Here is a 22,998-nt window from a genome sequence, read left to right as displayed (position 1 = left end):
GGCCGCGGAGACCAGCCCGCGGGGTGTATTCGGTCCGCCGCCGGACATGACGTCAGGCCAGCTTCAGCTCGGACAGGGCGCGCACATGATCGGCCTGATGCTTGAGCACCACCCCGAGCGTGGCCCGCACGGTCTTGTCGTCGAGATCCTTGGCGCCCAACGCCAGCAGCGTGCGCGCCCAGTCGATGGATTCGGCCACCGAGGGCAGCTTCTTGAGCTGCATACCGCGCAGCACGTGCACGATCCGCACGAGTTGTGCGGCCACGGCGGGCTTGAGCTCCGGCACCCGGCTGGCCAGGATGCGGCGTTCCAGATCCTCGTCCGGGAAGTCGATGTGCAGGTAGAGGCAGCGGCGTTTGAGCGCCTCGGACAGCTCGCGGGTGGCATTGGAGGTGAGCACCACGAACGGTTTGCGGCTGGCGGTGATGGTGCCCAATTCCGGCACGGTGACCGAGAAGTCGCTGAGCACCTCGAGCAGCAGACCCTCGATCTCGACATCGGCCTTGTCGGTCTCGTCGATGAGCAGCACCGTCGGATCGGTGCGCCGGATGGCGGTCAGCAGCGGCCGCGAGAGCAGGAATTCCTCGGTGAACACGTCGGCCTTGGTCTCGGCCCAATCGTTCTCCGAGGAAGCCTGGATGCGCAGGATCTGCTTGGCGTGATTCCACTCGTACAGCGCCCGCGCCTCGTCGACGCCCTCATAGCACTGCAAGCGCACCAGTTCCGCGCCCGCGACCTCGGCCACGGCCTTGGACAGCTCGGTCTTGCCGACACCGGCGGGGCCCTCGATGAGCAGCGGCTTGCCCAGCCGATCCGCGAGGAAAACCGAAGTGGCGGTGCCCTTGTCGGCCAGATAGCCGGTCTTGGCGAGCCGCTCGATCACATCGTCGACCGACGAGAAAATCGGCTCCTGATTCGGTGCGCTGGTAGGAGCCACTGGTGCTGTCCTTCCTTCGGGGCGGGGGCCATGAGAACCGGTCCCACTCGCTCCACTGTGCCTTATGCGACTGTGCCGCCGACAACTGGTATCGGCGGCACAGCACGAAAGCGCTACAGGGAGCGCTACACGGGGCGGATCTGCCCGTCGCCCCAGACGATCCACTTGGTGGAGGTCAGCTCCGGCAGACCCATGGGCCCGCGTGCGTGCAGCTTCTGGGTGGAGATGCCGATCTCGGCGCCGAAACCGAACTGCTCACCGTCGGTGAAGGCGGTGGAGGCGTTCACCATGACGGCGGCGGCGTCCACGCGACCAGTGAACTCGCGCGCGGCCTGCAGATCCGCGGTGACGATGGCCTCGGTGTGCCCGGTGCCCCAGCGGTTGATGTGGTCGACCGCGGCATCCAGGTCGTCGACGACCTTGAGCGCGATATCCAGCGACAGATATTCGTCGGCCCAGTCGGTCTCGGTGGCGGGCACCAGTCCGGGCAGGTCGCCGTGAATGGTGACGCCCTTGTCCTCGAGCGCCTTGATCAGCCGCGGCACCGCGACCTCGGCGATGGCGGCGTCGACGAGCACCGTCTCGGCGGTATTGCAGACGCTGGGCCGCCGCGTCTTGGCATTGATCAGAATCGATTCGGCCATATCGAGATCGGCGTCGCGATGCACGAACACATGGCAGTTGCCGGTCCCGGTCTCGATGGTCGGCACCTGCGCATCGCGCACGACGGCATTGATGAGGCCCGCGCCGCCGCGCGGAATCACCACGTCCACCAGCCCGCGCGCCTGGATCAGATGCGTGACGCTGGACCGGTCCTCGGCGGGCAGCAGCTGCACCGCGTCCTCCGGAAGCTCCTGCGCCGCAAGCGCTTCGCGCAGCACCGCGACCAGCGCGGTATTCGACCGCACGGCCGAGGAGGAGCCGCGCAGCAGGGCGGCATTGCCGGACTTCAGGGTCAGCCCGAAGGCGTCCACCGTGACATTCGGCCGCGCCTCGTAGACCATGCCGACCACGCCCAGCGGCACCCGCACCTGCCGGGTCTCCAGGCCATTGGGCAGCGTGGCACCGCGCACCACCACGCCCACCGGATCCGGCAGCCCGGCGACCTGCCGCAGCCCCGAGGCGATGCCGTCGATGCGGGCCTCGGTCAGCCGCAGCCGATCCAGCTGCGCCTCCGCGGTGCCTCCGGCCTTGGCGATCTCGATGTCCTCGGCATTGGCGGCGAGAATGCGATCCTTGGCGCCGAGCAATGCGTCCGCCGCGGCGTGCAGCGCGGCGTCCTTGTCCGCGGTGGTGAGCCGGGCGAGCGTCCGCGACGCCACTCGGGCCCGGCGCGCCGCGTCGTGCACCACGTCGCGGACATTGTCCAGGTCGGTGGCAGTTCCTGCAGTCATGGCTACAGCCTACTGACCCGCTCGGCCGCAATATCCCCTGCATCGAAAACGGAAAAGCCCCGGCGCCGGACGAGAAGTCCGGCGCCGGGGACGATATGGCGGCCGTCAGGGTTTCACCCTCGACCGAAATCCGGCGCGCGGCACCGATGTTCGGCCACTGTCAGGCCGGGGGACGACCCGCGTTCTCGATCTCGTCCGGCACCGGCGAGGTGTAGCCGATGATGGCGCCCAGCAGTGCGCCGAAGGCCGCGCCCGGGATGATGCCGATGAAGAACGGAATGCCGAGCAGCAGACCGATGAGCGCGCCGATACCGGCGTACTGCCCGGCCCGCTGCAGGCGGTACTGGTCGGCCGCGTAGCTGATATCCGCACCGGTCGGCACGGACTGGTTGATCAGCTCGAGCTTGTGCCCGTTATCGCTCACGACCGGCGCCAGCGTGAGCTTGTGCTCGCCGACCTGGTGCGTCAGCGGAATGGTGGCCACCGGGGCGCCGTTCTTGTCGGCCAGGCTGATGGTGTCGGCGGTCACCGCGAAGGTGCCGTCGACCGTGGTGGTGAGCTTGCCGTCGCTGCCGATCTCGGACTTGTAGGTCACCCCGTGATCCACACCCTGGTCCGAGGTCACGATGCTGACGGCGGAGGCGGTCGGGGCCTCCGGCGCACCGTGCGCGGTCCCCGCGGTGACGGCGACGGCGCCGATCGCCATGAACGCGGTCATGGCGAACTTCTTGATCTTCACTGATTTCTCCCCTGGCTTCCGGTCCGGAACGACCGGCGAAGCCCTCAAAACGAATGCACGATTGTGACAACCAGAAATCTTGCGCGGCTTACCAATTCGTGTTCAAGAGCTTTAAACGTCATGACCGATTCGATGACCGATCCGGCGGTGACGGCACACCCGGGTCGCGCACGGGCGGAATCGGTCGGTGCGACGGGCTACGGTGGGCGAATGACAGCGAGCATCCGGTTGTCCTCCACCAGTGGCCGCTGGGTTCTGCTGGCCACGGTCCTCGGCTCCGGCATGGCCATGCTGGACGCCACCGTCGTGAATGTGGCGCTGCCCAGGATCGGCGAGGAATTCGACGCCTCGATGGCCGGATTGCAGTGGACCGTCAATGCCTACACGCTGACCCTGGCCGGATTGATCCTGCTCGGTGGCGCGCTCGGTGACCGCTTCGGGCGGCGGAAGATCTTCCTGGTCGGCGTGGTGTGGTTCGCCATCGCCTCCGCCTTGTGCGGTGCGGCGCAAGACACTTCGATGCTCATTGCGGCACGGGCCTTGCAGGGCATAGGCGGTGCGCTGCTGACACCGGGATCGCTGGCCATCATTCAGGCGTCGTTCCAGCCGGAGGACCGGGCGCGGGCGGTCGGGGCCTGGTCCGGGCTGGGCGGCGTGGCCGGTGCGATCGGGCCGTTCCTGGGCGGCTGGCTGGTCGAATCCGTCGGCTGGCGCTGGGTGTTCCTGCTGAACATCCCCTTGGCCGCGGTGGTGATCGCGGTGACCGCCCGGCATGTGCCGGAGACCAGCGATCCACGCGCGCACGGCAAATTCGATGTACTGGGGGCGACGCTGGCGGCCCTGTGCCTGGCCGGAATCACCTACGCGCTGACCGAGGCGCCCAATGAGACGGCGAACCGGGCGCTGGTGATCGGCGGTGCCGTGCTCGGCGTATTGTGCGGCGTCGCTTTCATTCTCGTGGAGCGGCGGCGCTCCGGCGATCCGGACGGCCCGCAGCCCATGGTGCCCCTGGACGTCTTCGCCTCCAAGCAGTTCACCGCCATCAACGCGGTCACCTTCGTCATGTACGGCGCCATGAGCGTGGTGTTCTTCCTGCTGGTGCTCACCCTGCAGGTGGTGTCGGGCTTCAGTCCGATCGCCTCGGGCACCGCCCTGCTGCCCGCCACGATCCTGATGCTGCTGTTCTCGGCCCGTTCCGGCGCGCTGGCGCAGCGCGTCGGCCCGCGCTGGCCGATCACCATCGGCGTCCTGCTCGCGGCCGCGGGCATGCTGCTCATGACCCGGATCGGCGCGGACACCTCCTATCTGACCGTAGTGCTGCCCGCCGCAATCGTTTTCGGCCTGGGCCTGCCCCTGGCCGTCGCCCCGCTCACGGCCACCGTGCTGGCGACCGCCGACGAACGCCATGCGGGCGTGGCCAGCGGCGTCAACAATGCGGTCGCGCGCGCGGCCGGTCTCCTGGCCGTCGCCGCGATTCCGCCGCTGGCCGGGCTCACCGGCGCGGCCTACATGAACCCGTCGACCTTCGAGCACGGTTTCCGCATCGCCTTGATCGTCTGCGTCGTGCTCATGGTGGCCGCCGCCGCGCTCGCCTTCTTCACCGTGCGCGACGACGCCCTGCGCGTGGCTCCCCCGGAAGCCGAACCGCAGTGCCATGTGAACTGCCCGGTCGGAGCACCGCCGCTGGAGCCGGGGCGGCTCGAATACCCGAAGTCGTCCCAGAGTTAGGGGATCAGCGGAACTCCGCGCTGTTCGCGGCCACCCACTCGGCGAAACTGGTTGCGCGCCCGGTGAGTTCGGCGACCGTGCCGGTGGCGAGCTGGGGATGGTCGGCCATGGCGGCCAGGCCGTCGACGTACCACTCGGCGTAGGGACCCATGGCTGATTCGAGGACCGCGATGGCCTCGGCGCGCGCCACCTGGACGAATTTCAGATCGCGGCCGAGGACCTCGCCCAGTTGCTGGACGCGTGCCGCCCGGGTGAGCGATTCGGGCCCGGTGAGCTCGTAGGTCTTGCCGAGATGGCCCTCGCCCAGCAGCACCGCGGCCGCGACCCGGGCGATATCGTCCATGGCGATCGGCGCATTGGCGGCGGCCGGATACGGTTCGCGCACTTCACCGGTGGTGCGCACCTGCTCGGCCCAGATGCCGGTGTTCTCCATGAACTCGCCCGCGTACAGGTGGGTCCAGCCCACCCCCGACGCCTCCACCGCCTGCGCGATGGGCTGCCAATCGGTGGAGTCGTCGCCGGAGAGGTCGACGATCTGGGACACGCCCGCCGCGCGCGCCCATCCGACCACCTCTGTGACGGTTTCGAGCACGGGCGCCAGATACAGGCGGTCGACGCCCTCGAAGGCGGCGGGCAGGGTCGACGGTTTCTTCAGGTATCCCTTGACGACCTCCACGCTGTCGGGGAAGTCGGTGCGTTCGGGATGGTTCGATAGCGCGCGGATGTCCTTCGCACCCGCGTCGACAAGGTGGTTCACCACCATGCGGCCGATATTTCCAGTGGCTCCGGTAACCAGAATCCTCATGCCTTCGACGCTATCCAGACTTCGCGGGCACGTGCAAATGGAAATTTTTCCGGGCCTCAGCTGCCGACGGCGTCCGCCTCGCGACGGCGGGTGTAGGCGCCCACCAGTTCGGCGAGCTGTTTGCCCACCCGCTCCACCGGCGCGGTGGACCGCGTCGCCTGCGACATGACCACCGCGCCCTCGACGGCGGCGATGATCGTCGTCGCCAAGGAGCGCGCGGTCTCGGATTCCACCTCTTCGGCGCGTAGCCGCTCGGCGAGAATGCCCTCCCATTCGGTGAAGACCTCGCCTGCCACATCGGCGGCCGCGGCGGATTCGGATCGGCCGAGGGCCGCGGCCACGATCGGGCAGCCCGCGGAGAAATCGCTGGCGACCAGGGCGTCCCGCCACATGGCCGGGAAGGCGGCCAGGACGGTGGCCAGATCCGCGCCCGCGGTGACGGTGCGCATGAGGGCGCTCGACGCCTGGCCCGCGGTGCGCGTGGCCTCGGCGACCAGCTCGGATTTACCGCCCGGGAAGTTCAGGTAGACCGACCGGCGCGAGATCCCGCTGTGCTCGAGCAGCTGCGCGATACCCGTCCCAGCGATGCCCTTGCAGCGCATCAGGGCGACGGCGCTGTCGATGAGACGATCCCGGGCTCCCATGATTCCCCTTCCTTGCCGTATACCGATCGGTGTACTACCGTGTCGATATACCGATTGGTCTACCCAAGTGTAGACCGCCGCCACTACTTCGACGATGAATCGAGGCCCCGGTGACGACGGCCCTGCACGATCCCCTGCCCCTGGCCAGCGGCCAGGTGCTGCCGAACCGACTCATGAAATCCGCCCTGAGCGAGGGCCTCGGCACCGCCGACAATGCCCCCGACGTGCGTCTGGAACGACTGTACGCGCGCTGGAGCGCGGGCGGTTACGGATTGATGGTCACCGGCAATGTCATGGTGGACAGCCGACACTGCGGGGAACCGGGCAATGTGGCCATCGAGGACGAACGGCATCTGTCCGCGCTCACCCGGTGGGCGAAGGCGGCCAAGGACGGCGGGGCCAAGGTCTGGGTGCAGTTGAATCACCCCGGCCGCCAAGGCAATCCGCTGGTCACCCGGAATCGGACGGTCGCTCCGTCGGCCATCGGCATGGGCATTCCGGGCGCGCCCGCACCGCGCGCACTCGCCGAGGCCGAGATCCTCGACATCATTCGCCGGTTCGGCACCGCGGCCCGGGTGGCCGAGGCCGCCGGATTCGACGGCGTGCAGATCCACGGCGCGCACGGCTATCTGGTGTCGCAGTTCCTCTCGCCGCTGTCGAATCAGCGCACCGACGCTTGGGGTGGCGATGCCGAGCGCCGCCGCCGCTTCGTCCTGGAAGTGGCACGCAGCATTCGCGCCGCGGTGAGCCCCGGCTTCGGACTGGGCATCAAACTCAATTCCGCGGACTTCCAGCGCGGCGGCTTCACCGAGGAGGAGTCGCGCGAGGTCATCGAGAAGCTCTCCGCGGAGCAGGTCGATCTCATCGAGATCAGCGGCGGCAGTTACGAATCCCCCGCCATGATGGGCCGCCCCCGCACCGCGTCGGCGAGCACGCAGGCCCGGGAGGCCTACTTCCTCGATTACGCCGAATCCGCCCGCCGCGCCGCCGGTGCGGTGCCGATCGCGGTGACCGGCGGCTTCCGCTCCCACACCGCCATGTCGGCGGCCCTCGCCCACGGTACCTGCGATATCGTCGGACTCGGCCGACCGGCGTCCGTAATACCCACCGCCGCAGCCGATCTGCTCCACAAGCGCACCGATGCCCTACGCCCTCCGACTATTTCGCTGGGCCTGCCGCCCCAGCTCGCCGCGAACGGCGCCCTGAAGTCCTTCGACGGCGCGCTCGACCTGCAATGGCATACCGATCAACTGCATCTCATCGGGGCGGGCAAGGAGCCCGATCCGAGCCGATCCCCGTGGAGGACAGCCATGACCATGCTGCGCCGCAATGGTTTCGACGCATTCCGGAGCAAGCGATCGACCTCGAGCGCGTCCGCCGACCGCACCGCCCGCAAGTTCCGCCGCGAACGCGCCCTCGGCCGGTACATCATGAACCCGACCGTCCGCGCGCTCGACAGCATCGGCATCCGCACCGCCTTCGCCACCGAGATCGAGACCATCGGCCGCAAGTCCGGTCAACCGCGCCGCGTCCCGGTCTCCATCCTGTTCGACGCGGACGGCAGCGGCGGCTGGGTCATCTGCCAGCACGGCACCCGCTCGGGCTGGGGCCGCAATCTCAGCGCGAACCCGAATATCCGCGTCCGCCAAGGTGATCGGTGGCGCACCGGCACCGCCGTCTTCCTCCCGGACGACGATGTGGTCGCCCGCGCCCGCACCTTCGCACCGCATCAGGCCTTGGCCGGATTGACGACCTCCATGTTCGCCGCCCTCGAAACCACCCCCGTCACCGTCCGGATCACCTTCGACGATCAGCGGTGACGCCGACGGGGGCGTTCCGCTCACAGGTCCGGGCGGACCAGGATCTGGATGTGGTCGTCGGGGTGGCGGAGGGAGTCGATGGCGTCGGCCACGCCGTCGAAGCCCACCTGGGTGGTGACCAGGGATTCGGCGTCGATGACGCCATTCGCTATGCGGTGCAGGGTCTTCGCGTATTCCTCGTGCGGGTAGACCATGCACATCTGGAGCGAGATGTCCTTGTAGATGCCGACGATCGGGCGGATCACATCGTCGGACATGACCGAGCCGACCTGGAGAATCCTGGTTTCCCGGGGGACCTTGTACATGAGGTCGTTGAGCAGGCCCGGGACACCGGCGCAGACGAAGACGTGCAGCTGCTGGCCGGGGGACGCCAGTTCCTGCCAGACCTCCACCGGCTCCTCGGCGGTCGGATCGACGACCCGGTGCGCGCCCAGTCGCAGGGCGGCTTCGCGGCGCAGTTTCGACGGATCCGAGGCCACGATGGGGGCGACACCGCGCTCGGCCAGCGCCGCGACCGCGCCCAAACCGACGGGGCCGCAACCGATCACAATGCCGGTGCCCTCCGGTCCGATGCCCGTCCTGGCCACATTGCCGAAACCGACCGCCAGGGGTTCGGTCATGGCGGCCACGTGCGGGGGCACCTGCTCGGGGATGGGTTCGAGGGCCATGGCCTGCAGGACCATGCGTTCGCCGAAGCCGCCCGGGAACTCGTTGGAATAGCCGATGCCGTGGATGCCGCCCGCCGCGTCCAGCGCCCACGGGAGCGCGACGACGTTCTGTCCCTCCACGAATGGCGTATCCGGTCCCGCGCCGATGACCCGGGCCGACAAGCTCATGGCCCATGACCATGTCCTTGTGCGGGTCGAACAGGAAGGTGGGCACGCCGCTGTCGCGAGAGGCTTGCAGGAACTCGTCGGTGTAATCCAGGGCCGCCTTGTCGGAGCCGCAGATACCGCAGGCAATGGTCTCGACGAGCACTTGGCCGGGCCCGGGCACCGGATCCGGGAACTCGTCCACGACGAGTTTCCGATTGCGCATGACTACCGCGCGCATGTCACTTCCCTTCCTCGGGTTGGAGGGCGGCCGCCAGGGCCTGCCCGTGGCGTTCGAATGCGGCCTCGACGCCCGCGCGCATACCGGACATGAGGCGTTCGCTATTGGCATTGGCCCAGTCCAGCGAGGCGATGCGATTGCGGTTCGCGCCGGTGAAGTGCGGGATGACGTGTTCGGCGAACAGGCGCACCGAGCGCTGGGTGGCGTCCCAGTCGGCGACATTGAGGGCCAGCACCAGGAAGGTGCCGAAGCCACCGGACTGTTCGGCCAGGGCCTCGATGGCGGCGATGGCGGCGATGGCGTCGTCGGGGGTGCCGATGGTGGCGCGGCCGAAGGCCGGGAAGCCCGGACCGACCCACTGTGCGACGGCCTCGGCGGCGGTATCGCCCCACGGCACGTCCATACCGCTGAGCCGCTTGATGTAGTCCACGAGATGACCGATGCCCCATTCGGCTTCGCGGCGCGCCTGCTCACGGGTCTCGGCGATATGCATGGGCGCGACCAGCCGCCACCTGTAGCGGTGCACGGTGTGGCCGTTGTCGGCCATGGTCTTCTCGTAGACCTTGAAGTTGGGCAGCAGCGCCTCGTATCCGCTCGGATCGGAGGCCGCGAGGGAGAGCAGGCCCGCGCCGTGGCGTCCGGCCAGGACCGCGCCCGAGGGGGAAATCGTCGAGGCGACAGCCATTTCCAGCCCGCCGCGCTGATACGGCAGCAGTTGCAGCCGCGCCTCGTTGAGCTCGAACCAGTCCGTCTTGGCGGTGACCGCCTCGCCGCGCAGCAGCTGGGTGAGCACGTCCATGGATTCGTGCATCATGTCGCGCTGACGCGGCTGGGGAACGCCCATCATGGAGGCGTCGGAGGCCAGCTGACCGGGGCCGATGCCCATCATGACGCGGCCCTTGGTGAGGTGGTCGAGCAGGCAAAGCCGGTCGGCCAGCATCATGGGCTGGTGGTAGGGCAGCGAGTTGACGCCGGTGCCCAGGCGAATCCGGCGGGTGCGTTCGGCGGCTGCGGCCAGGAAAACCTCGGGGGCGGCAATGATTTCGAGCCCGGCGGAGTGGTGTTCACCGACCCAGGCCTCGGCGTAGCCGAGTTCGTCGGCCAATTCCACCAGGCGCAGATCGCGCTGGATCTGCAGGGTGGGATTGCCGGTGAGCGGGTGGTAGGGGGCGATGAAGAATCCGAAGCGGGTGGGTCCGGATGCGTTGGGCTGGTTCAACTTTCGATCGCTCCTTCGCGACGTATTCAGTTGTGCTCCGAACATGCCGCGGAATCCGCCGGGGCTCTGGCGGAAAGGCGGCGGCCCGCCGTCACCGGGGACGGCGGGCCGGTCTCAGCGGGTCAGCCGCGGGCCCATTCGTGACCCCAGTAGCTGTCGGCGGTCATCTCCTCGGCGACGTAGTCGTCGCCGACCAGCATTCCCTCACAACCGAATTCGAGATCCCAGTTGCCAGGGGTGCGGACGTAGAAGGAGATCATCTTGTCGTTGGTGTGGCGGCCCAGCGTGGAGGACAGGTGGTAGCCCGCCTCGGTGACCCGGTCCAGAGCGCGGCCCACATCGTCGAGGGCGTCCACCTCGACCATGATGTGCACGATGCCCGGTCCGTCGGGGCGGCTGCCGGGGATGAGGGCGAGGCTGTGGTGGCGCGGGTTGACGCCCATGAAGCGGATCCAGATCGGATGCTCGGGCGGGCCCACGCGGAAGGAGCCGCGGGAGGCGAAATCCAGGACCTCGGTGTAGAACCGGCGCGCGGCCTCGATATCCGGGACCGGCAGCACCACGTGGCCGAGGCCCAGATCGCCATTGACGAAGCGCGCGCCGTACTTGGTGAGCACCGGGCTGTGGTCGAGCAGCGGACCATGGAACACCTCGATGGTGAAACCGGCCGGATCGGTGAAGCTGATACACTCCTCGACATACCGATTCGCGGCCTCGGCCACCGACAGCGTGGTCACGGCGAGACCGGCCTTCTCCAGGGTCTCCCGCACCAGGGCGAGCGATTTGGTGTCGGCGACCTGCCAGCCGACCGCGATGACCTCGTCGCGATCACCGGGCACCAGCTCCAGGCGGTAGGTGTGCTCGTCGGTGCGCAGGTAGATGGACTCCGGGTTCGGGCCCGAGCCCTCCGCGAAACCGATGGTGTCGAAGGCGAACTTACGCCAGGCCTCGACATCGGCGATGCGGGTCCGCACGTAGCCGAGGGAGCTGAAGGCAGCCATGATCACTCCTTTGCAATCAGGAATAGGTGACGGAAACGTCGTCGGTCACCGGAACCGCCTGGCAGGCAAGCACATAGCCGTCTTCCAGGTCGGCGTCTTCGAGAACTTCATTGCGGCGCATGGACACTTCGCCGGATACCACGCGGCAGACGCAGGCGCTGCATGCGCCTTCCTTGCACGAATAAGGGGCTTCGATGCCCTTGGCGAGCAACACGTCCAGGAGGGTCTGGCTGCGTGGCCAGGTGACCTCGTGATTCTCGCCGTCGAGTTCGACAGTGGCGGTGGCATTGTCGCCCGCATCGGCAGCCGCATCGATATCGAGTGTGGCGGTGTCGGTTTCGAAGGGGTTGCCCGACAGCGAGACGAACTTCTCCATGTGCACGCGCTTGCTGTCCGCGCCCAGAGCGCTCATGGCCACGCCGACGGCGTCCATGAACGGACCCGGACCGCAGACGAAGGCTTCGCGATCGGCCCACGGCCGCGCCAGCGCCGCGAGCTGCGCGACGCCCGGCAGGCCCTGCACCGACTGCAACCAGTGCAGCACCAGCAGCCGATCCGGATGCGCCGCGGCCAATTCCGCCAGCTCCCCGGCGAAGATGACCGAGCCCTCGTGCTGGTTGGCATAGATCAGCGTGCAGTGCCCCGACCCCTCCGCCAGCACCGACTTCAGAATCGACAGCACCGGCGTGACCCCGCTGCCACCGGCGAACAGCAGCAGATCGGTATCCAGCGAGGACGGCGTGAACAACCCGGCGGGCGGCAGCACCTCCAGCGCCATCCCCTCGGCGGCGTTGTCGCACAACCAGTTCGAGCCGTACCCCGCGACCGTCCGCTTGACGGTCACCTTGAGCGGCCCGCCCTCGTGCGGCGCACTGGACAGCGAGTAGCACCGGCTCACCGATCCGGTGAGATCGCTCGGAACCCGCAAGGTGAGGAACTGTCCCGGCCGATACCCGAACCGCCCGGCGTGCCCCGCCTCGGGAGTCAACTCCAGCGACACCGCGTCCTCGGTCTCGCGCACCACGCGCACGACCCGCACCGACGCGATCCCACCCGCCCGCTGCGCGGTCTCGAGGGCCACCTCGCCGTCGAGCCGCACGGCGTCCGGCTCGATATCTGTCACCGTCATTCGCTCCACCAGTTCCGTTCCCGCGCTGTCGTTTTCCATGCACCCGGCCCCACCCCGCCGGTCCGGCGGGGGCGGGCGCTCATGCCACGGTCCACCCGCGGGTGCGCACGTCCACGTCGCGGGTGCTGACGCCCAGGTCGCCCGCCGCGACCGCGGCGTCGATGCTGGCGCGCAGCGCCGAGCAGGTGTGCGAGGCCAGGCCGTTGCCCGTCAGTTCGGTGCAGGCGGCGCGGGCGGCGGTGTTCCATTGCACGCTGGTGTGCTGCGGGCTGAATTTCTCGGCCAGCACGCATGTTCCCGAAACCTTGTCCATGGCGGTGACTTTCAGAAGGCCGGGACGCGACCGGCGGCGATGTTCTCGGCGACCTCGGCCTCCCAGGCGGTGACCGCGCGGGTGGTGTCCACCTCGAATTCGAAGCGGGCGGTCATCTCCTCGGAGACTGCGGCGGCGTCGGTGTAGAACTGCTCGTACCAGCGGCGCAGCTGGTAGACCGGGCCGTCTTCCTCGCACAGCAGCGGGTTGTTGATGCGGGACTTGCGCTTCCAGATGTTGGCGTCCTGCTCGAAGCCCTTGCCCAGGCCGTTGGCGAACTTGTTGGCGATGTGCTCGGCCTCATCGGCGGAGACCGTGGTCGGCTTCTTCACGATGGCGCCGTACTGCAGCATGAACTGGTTCTCGGAGATCGGGTAGTGGCAGTTGATGAGGTAGCCCTCGACCGTGAGCCCGGCGCTCTCGCTGCGCAGGTAGTCGATCATGTAGGAGGGGCCGTAGTAGGACGCCTCCGAATGCAGGACGTTCTTGCCGCCCAAAGCCTTCGCGGTCTCGCCCATCATGTCCTCGCGCGAGACCGAGGTCATGTACTGGCTGGCGATATGGCCCTCGAAGACGTTCTTGAAGAAGGTCGGGAACCCGTAGTGCACGTAGAAGAAGTGCGCCATGTCCACCACATTGTCGATGACCTCGCGGCAGTTGGCGTCCACGATCATGGTGTTCCAGGTCCAGTCGGTCCACTCGTCGCTGAACGCGCCGTCGATGCGCGGAATGGCGACCTCGGCGGGAGGCTGCTTGCCCTCCGGGTCGTTCCACACGAACAGCTGCTTGTTCTGCTCCATGGTCGGCCAGGCCTTGGTGCGCGCCAGCGGCGGAACCCGTCGGGCGTACGGGATTCCGGTGCACTTGCCCTTGCCGTTCCAGCGCCAGTCGTGGAACGGGCAGGCCGGCGAATCGCCCTTGACGGTGCCGTCGGCGAGATTGCCGCCCGTGTGCGGGCAGTAGGCATTGAGCACATTGAGGCTGCCGTCCTCCGCCGCGAACACCACGATCTCGGTGCCGAATGCCTTGATGGCGTGCGGCTTACCGTCGCGGAAGGAGTCGGCCAGGCCCAGGCAGTGCCAGCCGCGCGCGAATCGCGTCGGCGGCGCGCCCGCGTCAATCACGCGCGCCTCGGTCAATGTCCCAGCACTGTCCGTGGTGGTCATGTGGGTTCCTCTCCCTTGCCGTTACTTCGATGGTTGCGGCCCATGTGACGCCGACGACAACGGCTGTCCCACTGGCCGGGAGGTAGCTACTGGTGTGCGAGACGGCCGAAGGCCGCTCGGTAGAAGAGCAGCGGTTTCGCCTCGGAATGCTCGTTCAGGCCGGTCACGCGGGCGATGACAATGGTGTGGTCGCCGCCGTCGACCTCGTCGTGCAGGGCGCAGTCGATGGATGCCAGGGCTCCGGTCAGCAGCGGCGAGCCGTTCTCCGACGCGGTCCAGTCGACCCCGGCGAACTTGTCGGCTCCAGGGCGGCCCAGTTGGCGGCAGATATCGGTCTGATGGTCGGCCAGAATGTTCACGCAGAACGAGCCCGCACTCCGGATGCGCGGCCAGGTGGACGACGTGCGCGCCGGGAAAAAGCTCACCAGCGGCGGCTCGAGCGACAGCGAGGCGAAGGACTGGCACGCGAATCCGACCGGTTCTCCCTGGTCGAGGGCGGTGATCACGGTGACTCCGGAAGCGAACCGTCCGAGCACCGCCTTGAAGGCCGCCGGATCGATCTCCCGGGACGTCAGCACCGGTTCCACGGCGCCTCCTTTATTTCGGTTCGAAATATAGCTGTCAGTCATGACAGCAGGTCGGGGCGAGGAGGCGTCAATATCGTGGTTCGGTCACCGAGACACGGATACGTGATTTATACGTAGTTCTCCCGATTCCCCGGCCTGTGGCCCAGAGCACTGTGATGGGTAGCACAAGGTCCGAAACCGGCACATGCCTAATCGGAATACTCCTAGACTGGACGTCGACCAACGGAGGTACCAATGTCCGTCGCCCTGATGCCTTCCGCGGAAGCTCGATTCACTCACAACCCCATGCGCGCCAAGGAATCTCGCCCCAGCGCCGAAGTCCCGGTCTCCATGATCGAGCGAATGACGCTGATCCTGGACGCCTTCGACGCCTCCACCCCCACACTCACCCTGCTCGGCCTGGTCGAGCGCACCGGGCTGCCGCGCTCCACCGTGCACCGGATCCTCGACCAGATGATCAAGCTGCGCTGGCTGGCGCACACCTCCGGCGGCTACCGCCTGGGCATGCGCGCCCTCGAACTCGGCGGACTCACCGCCGATCACAATGAGATTCGCGATGCCGTCAGCCCGCTGCTGCACGAGCTGAGCCAGCGCACCGGCATGGTCGGCAACCTCGCGGTGCTCGACGGCCGCGATGTGGTCTACCTGGACAAGGCCGGTGGCCGCTTCGCCGCCAGCCTGCCCACCCGTCTCGGCGGCCGGATGCCCGCGCACGCAACGGGTGTCGGCAAGGCCATGCTCGCCTGTCTGGAGCCCAATATCGCCGAGGCCGCCCTGCGCACCCGACTGCCGCGACTGACCCCACGCACCATCTGCGAGCCCGAGGCGCTCGCGCGCGAACTCCAGCAGATCCGCATGCGCCAGGGCGTCGCCATCGACCGCAAGGAAGCCGTCGTCGGAATCGCCTGCGTCGCAGCGCCGCTGCGGGGCCGCGGCACCGCTCCGGCGGCGCTGTCGCTGTCCGGTCGCGCCGACGGTATGAGCTTCGACCGCCTGGCCCGCGTCGTGCTGGAAGTGGCGCACGAGGCCGGTCGCACGCTGTTCCCGCGCCGGGCCCACTGGCGCTGAATCGAACGAGGACCTGGGAGGTAGGCCCGTGCGGGGGCGATACAGTGCGACAGCGACCGATCCCGGCGAGGAATCCCCGGCGATTCCGGACCTGCCCACCACCGCGTGGGCCGTGCTCGGAATGCTCTCGCACGCAGAGGAACTCTCCGGGTACGACCTGAAGAAGTGGGCGGACTGGAGTCTGCAGTTCTTCTACTGGTCGCCGTCGTTCAGCCAGATCTACGCCGAGTTGAAGCGGTTGGAGAAACACGGGTTCGCGACCTCGCGCACGGTGGTCTCCGAGGACGGCATGCGCGGAAAACGCATGTACGCCATTACCGACAGCGGACGCGAGGCCGCGGCGCACTGGGTGAATCACTCCCCCGTCGAAGCGCCCGTGCTCAAACACAGTGTGATGCTGCGGGCTTGGCTGGGCCATCTGGCGCAGCCCGAGCGCATGCGCGAGATATTGCATCAGCACATCGATTACGCGGAAACCATGCGCCGCCGCGCGCAGGCCGATGCCGACGGCGCGGACGCCAATCCGGAATGGGCCTATCCCAGCGCCGTCTTGCGCTGGTGCGTCAAGCATTACGAGGCGGAGCGGGAGTTCGCTGAGGATCTGCTGGCTGACCTCGACAAACTGGCGAGGAAGCGTAGCCGCCGCAAGAGTGCGGGGAAGCAGAACTCCGAAGAGTCCCACTGACCGGACGCCCGTGACAACTGAACGGACTTGGTGATAGGCGGCCGATTCGGGTCGTGACACGTTTCATATCTACGTGTTACCTACCCACCTGGAGGACGCCCCATGTCCACCTCCGTCGAAACCGCCCCGTCCCCGGACGCGGCCGACGACACCGGCCGCCTCGATGGAGCATCGAAGCTGCGGATATTCACCGTGCTGGCGGTGATCGTCCTCTTCACCGAAGTCGCACCCATGCAGTACGTCATGGTGTCGGCCGCCCTGCGGCAGATCGCGCCCACCTTCCCCAGCCAGGGCGCGAACATCAACTGGGCCATCATCATCTTCGGCGTCGTCGGCGCCGCCACGTCCCCGCTCATCGGCAAGCTGAGCGATATCTGGGGCAAGAAGAAGATGTTCCTCACCTGCGGTGCGCTCTTCCTGATCGGCTGCGTCATCTGCGCGATCACCAGCAATTGGCTGCTGTTCCTGGTGGGCCGCGGCCTGCAGGCCACGGCCATCGCGACCGCGGTCATCTCCTACGGCCTGATCCGAGACCTCATGCCGCGCAGGCTGGTTCCGGTCGGCCTGGGCATCGCCGCCACCGGGCTGGGCGTCTCCGCGCTGGCGGGTCCGCTGCTGGGCGGGTTCATTGTGGAGCACTACAGCTGGCGCGCCATCTTCTGGGCGCTGGCGGCGTTCACCGTGGCCATGATTCCGCTGGTCGTCCTGATCGTGCCCGAGTCCAAACTGCGGGTGCCGCAGAAGCTCGATCTGATCGGCGCGGCGCTGCTGGGCACGGGTCTGGTGCTCACCCTCGTCTACCTCGACAACGGCCAGCACTGGGGTTGGACCGAGCCCGCCACCCTGGCCTGGCTCATCGGCGGACTGGTGCTGCTGGCGCTGTTCCCGATCGTGGAAATGCGGGTGCGCCAACCGATCATGGATATGAAGCTGCTGATCACGCCGCGCGTGAGCGTGGTGCTTTTCATCGCGCTGCTGGCCTCGTTCACCATCGGCTTCCAGTCCTACGCCATCGGCTACTGGACGCAATCGCCCCCGGCCGCCACGGTCGTCGCCGAGGTCGAAGCGGCCACCTCGACTGAGGTGAAAGCCGGTGCGCTGCAGGCGGCCCAGGCCCAAGCCGAGGCGCAGGCCAAGGCGGCGCTGCCGCCGGGCGTCGAACTGCCGCCGGGCGCGGTGGTCGTCCCCGAGGAGATGGTCTACGCGCAGCTGCCGCCGGATATGGTTCAGGCCGAACTGAATCCGGGCTACAGCTACGGTGACGGTTTCAGCCTGCTGAAGTTCGCCACCCATATCGCCCTGGCGCAGGCGGTCATCGCCATGGTGCTCGGCTTCCTCGGCGGCCTCTGGATCCGCCGCTCGGGCGCGCGAGCCCCGCTCATCCTCGCCCTGGTCATCTTCATCGGCTCCTCCATCGTCTACGCCCTGACCGCACACACCTGGGTCAGCCTGGCCCTGATCAGTGCCGTCTTCGGCATAGCCTTCGGTCTCTACTACGCGGCAACGCCCAACCTCATCATCGAAGCGGTCCCCGCCGACCAGCAGGGCATCAGCGCCGGAATGCTGGGCGTCATGCAAGCCATGGGTGTGGCGATCGGATTGGCGGTGGCGACGGCCTTCCTCAACGCCAACCCGGTCAAGGTCGACGTAACCGTCACCGGCGCGCCGACAGTCACCAAGGACGTCCCGCTCCTCTACACCGATAAGGGCTACGAGATCAGCTTCTACTTCGTCGCCGCGGCGGCGGTCGTGGCCCTGATCGGCGCGATCGTCATGAAGCACGGCCGCACCCCCGCCACCGGCGGCACGGCGCACTGAGCCACCGCCGGACACCCGCGGGCCCGGAGGCGATCGCCTCCGGGCTCGGCGGGGTCTACAGCATCCGACGCAGCAGTCCGTCGCGCAGGGCGACGGTGTGCCAGAGCACCGCGCACATGTGGGCGGTGAACAGCGCCAGCAACAGATATGCCAGCCAGGTGTGCGCGAGGTGCAGTCCGGCGTACAGGCGCGCGTTCTCGGGCGCGAGGGCGGGCAGCCGCAGGCCGCCCGCGATCCGGACCGGTATGCCCGACGCCGACACCAGCGCCCAGCCGATCAGCGGCTGCAGGATGAACAGCGCGTACATCGCCGATTCCGAGGCGACGGCGGCCATGCGCTCACCGCGCGGCAGGCCCGCTCCCGGGGTGGGAGCGCGGCGCAGCAGTCGATTGGCCACGCGCACCACGGCCAAGGCGAGGATCGCGACGCCGACGGTGCGGTGGATGCTCAGCAGCACAACGTAATTCCCGATCGTTCCGATCAAGGCGGCGCCGAGGAACAGCATGGCGACGATCAGTACGGCCATCAGCCAGTGCAGCACCCGCGCCAGCCGATTGTAGGAGGGCTCTCGGGCCGGTTCGGGTGAATCTTCCCGGGGCGCCGCGTGATCCGGCGGCGTGCCGGTGGGTTCGGTGAGCAGCGGCGCGGCGGGGACGGATTCGTCGAGGGACTCGCTCATACCAGCTCCTCCGCCCGCAGTGGCTGCCGGGCGGCCGTCTCGCCCGCACGACGGCGAAAGGACTCGGCGTACGCGGCCGAACGGGCCTGCAGCACCGGATCATCGGAGGCGGCCAGGCCATTCGGCAGAACCAGCGGGTCGAAGTTCACATCCCGCACATTGGCGGCGGTCTCAGTGGCGATATCGGTCACGACGATGGCACCCAACTCGATGCGGCGCCGGTCGGCGGGCCACGTGACGGTCGGATCATCGGTGGGGTCCACGTCCCGGACGCCCACCACGGCAGTCAGTTTCCAGCGCACCGGCCCGCGGCGAATATCGCGGACCAGGCTCGCGAAGAGCTGATCGTCCCCGGCCGCGGAGGTGGCGTCCGTGGTTTCGGGTTCCAGTCGCCACCGCACCGGCGTCCTGTGCCCGGTGGCGTCGACGCATTCGAAGGCATTGAGGCCGTGGAAGGTCGAGGTGGCGAAGCTCACGGTGGGCGGGTGCTGGTCGATGACCGCCAGGACCGCAGCGGTTTTCGGGTGCGATGCCACATAGTCACGCACCCGGGCGGCATCCGGTTTCCCGGTCGCCGGATCGAGCGCGTAGGCGGCAGTGCGGTCATGGAAGTCCTGGGCCGAGGCATCGGTGAAGACCGGGATATTGAGCAGCGCCAGCCGCTACTCCTCCCCGGCGGGCAAGGCGATGCGCAGACCGAATCCGCGGCGGGCAGCGGCGGCGTCGGGCGCGAAGGGTTTACCTCCGGCGAGGGAGAATCGGCCGGTGAGCGGGAAGGTTCCCGGGCGGAACACCGAGGCGGCCGACAGCTCCGCGCCCGCGCCCGTGCTGTCGAATCGACCGGCCACCGCGATGCCCTTGGCGTGATTGCGCCGATAGCCCGGCACGAATCCATTGGCCGCCTGCAAGCCGTCGACAATGCGGCGGGCGGTCAGCCGGGCCGGGCCGATTCCGTTCTCCGCGAACAAGAACCCCCCGATGCCGACCGCTCCCGCACCCGCGACCAGGGCCGCGCCCAACAGTGTCCGCCGACTCGGTCCCAGCGGAATATTCTCCCCACCCATACGCGCCTCCTCGTGTCGATTCTCGAAACGAGATCCACGATCGTGCGCGATTGACCGCGCGGGCGAACCGACATGGCGGGCGGGGCGCCCATTTCACAGTTCGGTAAGAATTCCCGAGGCTGGATCCTGGCGGTAGCCTCCGGTAATGACCTGGACCGCACCCGAAATCGACCGCACCCCACTGCTGTACGTCGGCGACGAGCGACCCATGCTGCAATCCTTCCTCGACGACTATCGGGCCATCCTACTCCGGAAATGCCAGGGCCTCACCGGTATTCAGCTCGCGACCCGTAGCGTCGAGCCGTCCTCCCTCTCGCTGCTCGGCCTGATCCGCCATATGACCAATGTCGAACGCGGCTGGTTCCGCAAACGCGCGGCCGGAGAGGACGTGCCGTGGCTGTTCGACTCCAAAACGAACCCGGACAGCGATTTCGACGACCTGATTCCCGAGGACGCCGAAGTCGAACTCGCGCGCTACCGCGACGAGATCACCTTGTGCGACAAGGCCGCCGCCGCCCTTCCGCTCGACCACACCTTCGTCCACCCCCGCTCGGGCAAGATCATCTCGCTCCGCTGGGTCTACCTGCACATGATCGAGGAATACGCCCGCCACTGCGGCCACGCCGACTTCCTCCGCGAGCGCACCGACGGCGCCACCGGCGATTGACCGCCCGCTAGAGATCGTGCTGGTGCACCCAGGCGGCGATCTGGGTACGGGAGGTGAAGCCGAGTTTGGTGAGGATGTGCTCGACGTGGGTTTCCGCGGTGTGCACCGAGATCACCAGGTCGGCGGCAATGCGTTTATTGCTGTGGCCCGCGGCGACCAGGCGGGCCACATCCTTTTCGCGGCGGGTGAGGACATTGGTTTCGGTCGCGGTGGCCGCGGACTTGCGCGGCGGGCGCTTCGCGGCGACCGCTTCCGGCTCGGGCGCGGAGCGGGCGCGGCCGAGCGCGTAATCGATCGCCTCTTCCAGGCGCATGTTCGCGCCCGCGCCGAAGGCGGCGCGGAAGGCCTCGTCGCCCAGCGCATCCCGGACCTTGAGGCGTTCCTTGTCGCCGATGGCGGTGGTGATGGTGTGCGCCAGCCGAATGGTGCTGCGCTGCAGGGTTTCCGCCGCCCCGAGCAGGCGGGCGGCGCGTTCGTGGTCGCCGCGCGCGGCCACCGTCCAGGCCAGGCCCTCGAAGGCGGAGGACAGCCAGATACAGCGTTCGAACAGCGCCAGCTGTTCTATCGCACGGCCGTGGAATTGGGCCGCCTCGTCCATGTTCCCGCGGCGCCAGTGATCGATCCCGACGGTCCACAGCGCCAGCCCGCCGAGCAGATGGGAGCCGCTGGCGGTGGTGAGCTCCAGGAAGCGCTGCGCCAGTTCGGTGCGGCCGGGCGCGCCGAGCACCATGGCGCACATGAAAGCGAAGGCGTGACTATCCATTTCGATGGCGGGCTGACCATGCGTGGCGGCCAGCTCGATACCCTTGCGGGCCAGCTCGAGGGAATGCTCCCGATCCCCCTGGGAGAACGCCAGCAGGGACTGATCGAGCGCGACCTCGGGCAGGATATCGGTGATTCCCAGCGTCGCAATCATTTCCAGGCATTCCGACACCAGGATCGCCGCCGCCTCCCAATCGCCCAGCAGCGCCGCCAGCGAGGCGGCGGAGGACAGGCCGCGCGCCCGCGCCAGACTCGGCTCCGGATTGCGGGTCAGGGCCTCGGACAGCCAGCGGAAACCCTCGGACAGGAAGCGGTGATGCTCCCAGAACGGCCGCAGCACGCTGACCGTCTCCATGGTCGCCAGCGGTTCGTCGTCGAGCCCGGAGCGCAGGGCCGCACGCAGATTCGCGTGCTCGCGGCTGAGGTCGCGGAACCAGGCCACGTCGTCGGCGGTCCAGTACGCGGTCTGCCCGCGCATGGCCAGCCGCCGGTAGTGCGCGCGATGCCGGGCCCGCACCGCCTTGTCCGCGCCGCGCTCGGCCAGCCGGTCGGCGGCGAACTGCCGGATCGGCTCCAGCATCGAATACCGCGCCGTATCACCGTCGTAGCGCAGCATGACCACCGACTTGTCCACCAGACCGGTGAGCGCGTCGATGAGCGAGCCGCCGCCCAGTTCGCACACCGACTCCGCCGCGTCGATATCGAAGCCGCCCGCGAAGACCGAAAGCTGTTCCCACAGCCGCTGTTCCGCCGAGGTGCACAGGTCGTAGCTCCAGCGGATGGCGCCCTCGATGGTCTGCTGCCGCTGCGGGGCGGTGCGCGGCCCGGCCTTGAGCAGGCCCATGGTGTCGTCGAGCCGGTCGACGATCTGCTCGGGGGTGAACATGCGCAGGCGCAGCGCCGCCAGTTCGAGGGCCAGCGGCATGCCTTCGAGTCGTCGGCAGATCTCGGCGAGCACGGGGCGATTGGCCGGTGTCTCCCGGAAGCCCGGATTGGCGGCGGTGGCGCGTTCGACGAACAGTTGCAGCGCGTCGCTGTCGGCGGCGGTATCGGTGTCGGGCACGGCCAGCGGCGGCACCGGCATCACCTGTTCACCGGGAATGCCCAGCACCTCTCGGCTGGTGGCGAGCACCCGCACATCCGGTGTGGTGGCGATGATCCGCCCGACCAGCGTCGCGCACGCCTCGATGAGGTGCTCGCAATTGTCGAGAATCAGCAGCAGCCGTTTGTTCTCCAGGAATTCGGTGAGCCTGGGCAGCGGCGCGGTGGTCTCATCGCGCAGATTCAGGGCCTCGGCGACGGTGAGCGTCACCAATTCCGGATCGTGCAGTTCGGCGAGTTCGACCAGCCACACCCCGTCCGGGAAGGCCCGCGCGACCAGTTGCCCGATCTGACGGGACAGGCGCGTCTTGCCCATACCGCCCGGTCCGAGCAGGGTCAGCACCCGGGTGGTCGGCAGCAGCCGTTTGGCGGTGGTCAGGTCGTCGCGACGGCCGACGAAACTGGTGACCTCCTCCGGAAGGTTGCCTGTGACACGCCGCGCCATGCGCACCAACCTATGCGATCGCGCCCGGAGCGGGCCAGCGCCGGGCCCATAAATCCAGCTCGAAGGGTGTCTGATAAGCCCGATTCCAGCGCCGGGGCGGCCGCCCGAGTCATGCGCTTCGGATATGGCTCGGCGGCTGCCCGCATACACTCGTTTCGTGCCGAACCGAAGACG

The 22,998-nt window shown here is 68.2% G+C and carries 22 protein-coding genes; 6 read left to right on the top strand and 16 right to left on the bottom strand.

Annotated features, from left to right (window positions below; all coding sequences use genetic code 11):
- Positions 1–52 precede the first annotated feature (52 nt).
- The 3 genes from NC4_RS28670 to NC4_RS28660 all read right to left on the bottom strand — a co-directional run bounded on the left by NC4_RS28670 (position 53) and on the right by NC4_RS28660 (position 3,070).
- Positions 53–937, bottom strand: coding sequence for an AAA family ATPase (locus NC4_RS28670; protein WP_067544369.1), 885 nt, complete (start codon positions 935–937; stop codon positions 53–55).
- A 125-nt stretch (positions 938–1,062) separates the two neighbouring features.
- Positions 1,063–2,331: a glutamate-5-semialdehyde dehydrogenase gene (locus tag NC4_RS28665; protein ID WP_067544367.1), complete on the bottom strand. Its 1,269-nt coding sequence runs from the start codon at positions 2,329–2,331 to the stop codon at positions 1,063–1,065.
- Positions 2,332–2,491: 160 nt separating this feature from the next.
- Entirely contained in the window at positions 2,492–3,070 is a 579-nt protein-coding gene (locus NC4_RS28660) for a DUF8020 domain-containing protein (protein ID WP_067544364.1), read from the bottom strand.
- Between the two features lie 210 nt (positions 3,071–3,280).
- On the opposite strand from NC4_RS28660, the gene NC4_RS28655 reads away from it, so the two are divergent.
- The gene (locus NC4_RS28655; protein WP_067544784.1) at positions 3,281–4,798 is read left to right on the top strand and encodes an MFS transporter; all 1,518 of its coding nucleotides are present in this window, start codon (positions 3,281–3,283) and stop codon (positions 4,796–4,798) included.
- 4 nt (positions 4,799–4,802) lie between these two features.
- Here the strand turns inward: NC4_RS28655 and NC4_RS28650 are convergent, their stop codons facing one another.
- Entirely contained in the window at positions 4,803–5,603 is an 801-nt protein-coding gene (locus NC4_RS28650) for an NAD(P)H-binding protein (RefSeq protein WP_067544362.1), read from the bottom strand.
- 56 nt (positions 5,604–5,659) lie between these two features.
- Positions 5,660–6,247, bottom strand: a complete 588-nt coding sequence (locus NC4_RS28645) for a TetR/AcrR family transcriptional regulator (RefSeq protein ID WP_067544360.1) — start codon at positions 6,245–6,247, stop codon at positions 5,660–5,662.
- Between the two features lie 110 nt (positions 6,248–6,357).
- Between NC4_RS28645 and NC4_RS28640 the strand changes: the two genes are divergently transcribed.
- The gene (locus tag NC4_RS28640; RefSeq protein ID WP_281186461.1) at positions 6,358–8,067 is read left to right on the top strand and encodes a nitroreductase family deazaflavin-dependent oxidoreductase; all 1,710 of its coding nucleotides are present in this window, start codon (positions 6,358–6,360) and stop codon (positions 8,065–8,067) included.
- 20 nt (positions 8,068–8,087) lie between these two features.
- Here the strand turns inward: NC4_RS28640 and NC4_RS28635 are convergent, their stop codons facing one another.
- From NC4_RS28635 to NC4_RS28605, 7 genes are all read right to left on the bottom strand, one after another.
- On the bottom strand, positions 8,088–8,903 hold the full coding sequence (locus tag NC4_RS28635) for a zinc-binding dehydrogenase (RefSeq protein ID WP_084529861.1): 816 nt from the start codon (positions 8,901–8,903) through the stop codon (positions 8,088–8,090).
- Positions 8,904–9,121: 218 nt separating this feature from the next.
- Positions 9,122–10,339, bottom strand: a complete 1,218-nt coding sequence (locus NC4_RS28630) for an LLM class flavin-dependent oxidoreductase (RefSeq protein ID WP_245721989.1) — start codon at positions 10,337–10,339, stop codon at positions 9,122–9,124.
- A 122-nt stretch (positions 10,340–10,461) separates the two neighbouring features.
- Complete coding sequence (locus NC4_RS28625; protein ID WP_067544782.1) at positions 10,462–11,340, bottom strand: VOC family protein; 879 nt, start codon at positions 11,338–11,340, stop codon at positions 10,462–10,464.
- 16 nt (positions 11,341–11,356) lie between these two features.
- A complete protein-coding gene (locus tag NC4_RS28620; protein ID WP_245721988.1) occupies positions 11,357–12,508 on the bottom strand; it encodes a ferredoxin--NADP reductase in 1,152 nt (383 codons plus the stop codon).
- Between the two features lie 40 nt (positions 12,509–12,548).
- Positions 12,549–12,782 carry a hypothetical protein gene (locus tag NC4_RS28615; RefSeq protein WP_067544355.1) on the bottom strand — a complete coding sequence of 78 codons (234 nt, stop codon included), beginning with the start codon at positions 12,780–12,782 and terminating at the stop codon, positions 12,549–12,551.
- An 11-nt stretch (positions 12,783–12,793) separates the two neighbouring features.
- A complete protein-coding gene (locus NC4_RS28610) occupies positions 12,794–13,948 on the bottom strand; it encodes a 3-ketosteroid-9-alpha-monooxygenase, oxygenase component (protein ID WP_067544350.1) in 1,155 nt (384 codons plus the stop codon).
- A gap of 86 nt (positions 13,949–14,034) precedes the next feature.
- Entirely contained in the window at positions 14,035–14,535 is a 501-nt protein-coding gene (locus NC4_RS28605; protein ID WP_245721987.1) for a flavin reductase family protein, read from the bottom strand.
- Between the two features lie 234 nt (positions 14,536–14,769).
- On the opposite strand from NC4_RS28605, the gene NC4_RS28600 reads away from it, so the two are divergent.
- The 3 genes from NC4_RS28600 to NC4_RS28590 all read left to right on the top strand — a co-directional run bounded on the left by NC4_RS28600 (position 14,770) and on the right by NC4_RS28590 (position 18,106).
- Positions 14,770–15,603 (top strand): IclR family transcriptional regulator, encoded by an 834-nt coding sequence (locus tag NC4_RS28600; RefSeq protein WP_369690797.1) that lies wholly within the window; start codon positions 14,770–14,772, stop codon positions 15,601–15,603.
- 28 nt (positions 15,604–15,631) lie between these two features.
- The gene (locus NC4_RS28595; protein WP_067544347.1) at positions 15,632–16,288 is read left to right on the top strand and encodes a PadR family transcriptional regulator; all 657 of its coding nucleotides are present in this window, start codon (positions 15,632–15,634) and stop codon (positions 16,286–16,288) included.
- Positions 16,289–16,390: 102 nt separating this feature from the next.
- Positions 16,391–18,106, top strand: a complete 1,716-nt coding sequence (locus NC4_RS28590; protein ID WP_067544343.1) for an MFS transporter — start codon at positions 16,391–16,393, stop codon at positions 18,104–18,106.
- A 55-nt stretch (positions 18,107–18,161) separates the two neighbouring features.
- On the opposite strand, the gene NC4_RS28585 is transcribed toward NC4_RS28590, so the two are convergent.
- Genes NC4_RS28585 through NC4_RS43335 form a run of 3 tightly spaced genes read right to left on the bottom strand, consistent with a single transcriptional unit; the run spans position 18,162 to position 19,849 of the window.
- Positions 18,162–18,785: a cytochrome b gene (locus NC4_RS28585; RefSeq protein WP_084529859.1), complete on the bottom strand. Its 624-nt coding sequence runs from the start codon at positions 18,783–18,785 to the stop codon at positions 18,162–18,164.
- A complete protein-coding gene (locus NC4_RS43340) occupies positions 18,782–19,429 on the bottom strand; it encodes a catalase (RefSeq protein WP_245722009.1) in 648 nt (215 codons plus the stop codon). The genes NC4_RS28585 and NC4_RS43340 overlap by 4 nt, the downstream gene beginning before the upstream one ends.
- An 18-nt stretch (positions 19,430–19,447) precedes the next feature.
- Entirely contained in the window at positions 19,448–19,849 is a 402-nt protein-coding gene (locus NC4_RS43335) for a catalase family protein (protein ID WP_245721986.1), read from the bottom strand.
- A 145-nt stretch (positions 19,850–19,994) separates the two neighbouring features.
- Here NC4_RS43335 and NC4_RS28575 point away from each other — a divergent pair, with 145 nt between their 5' ends.
- Positions 19,995–20,516, top strand: coding sequence for a DinB family protein (locus NC4_RS28575; protein ID WP_067544341.1), 522 nt, complete (start codon positions 19,995–19,997; stop codon positions 20,514–20,516).
- A 7-nt stretch (positions 20,517–20,523) separates the two neighbouring features.
- On the opposite strand, the gene NC4_RS28570 is transcribed toward NC4_RS28575, so the two are convergent.
- Entirely contained in the window at positions 20,524–22,824 is a 2,301-nt protein-coding gene (locus NC4_RS28570; RefSeq protein ID WP_067544340.1) for an ATP-binding protein, read from the bottom strand.
- Positions 22,825–22,998 lie beyond the last annotated feature (174 nt).

Source organism: Nocardia crassostreae, from assembly GCF_001613405.1.
Classification (GTDB): Bacteria; Actinomycetota; Actinomycetes; order Mycobacteriales; family Mycobacteriaceae; genus Nocardia; species Nocardia crassostreae.
This window is presented reverse-complemented; position numbering and strand designations above follow the sequence as displayed.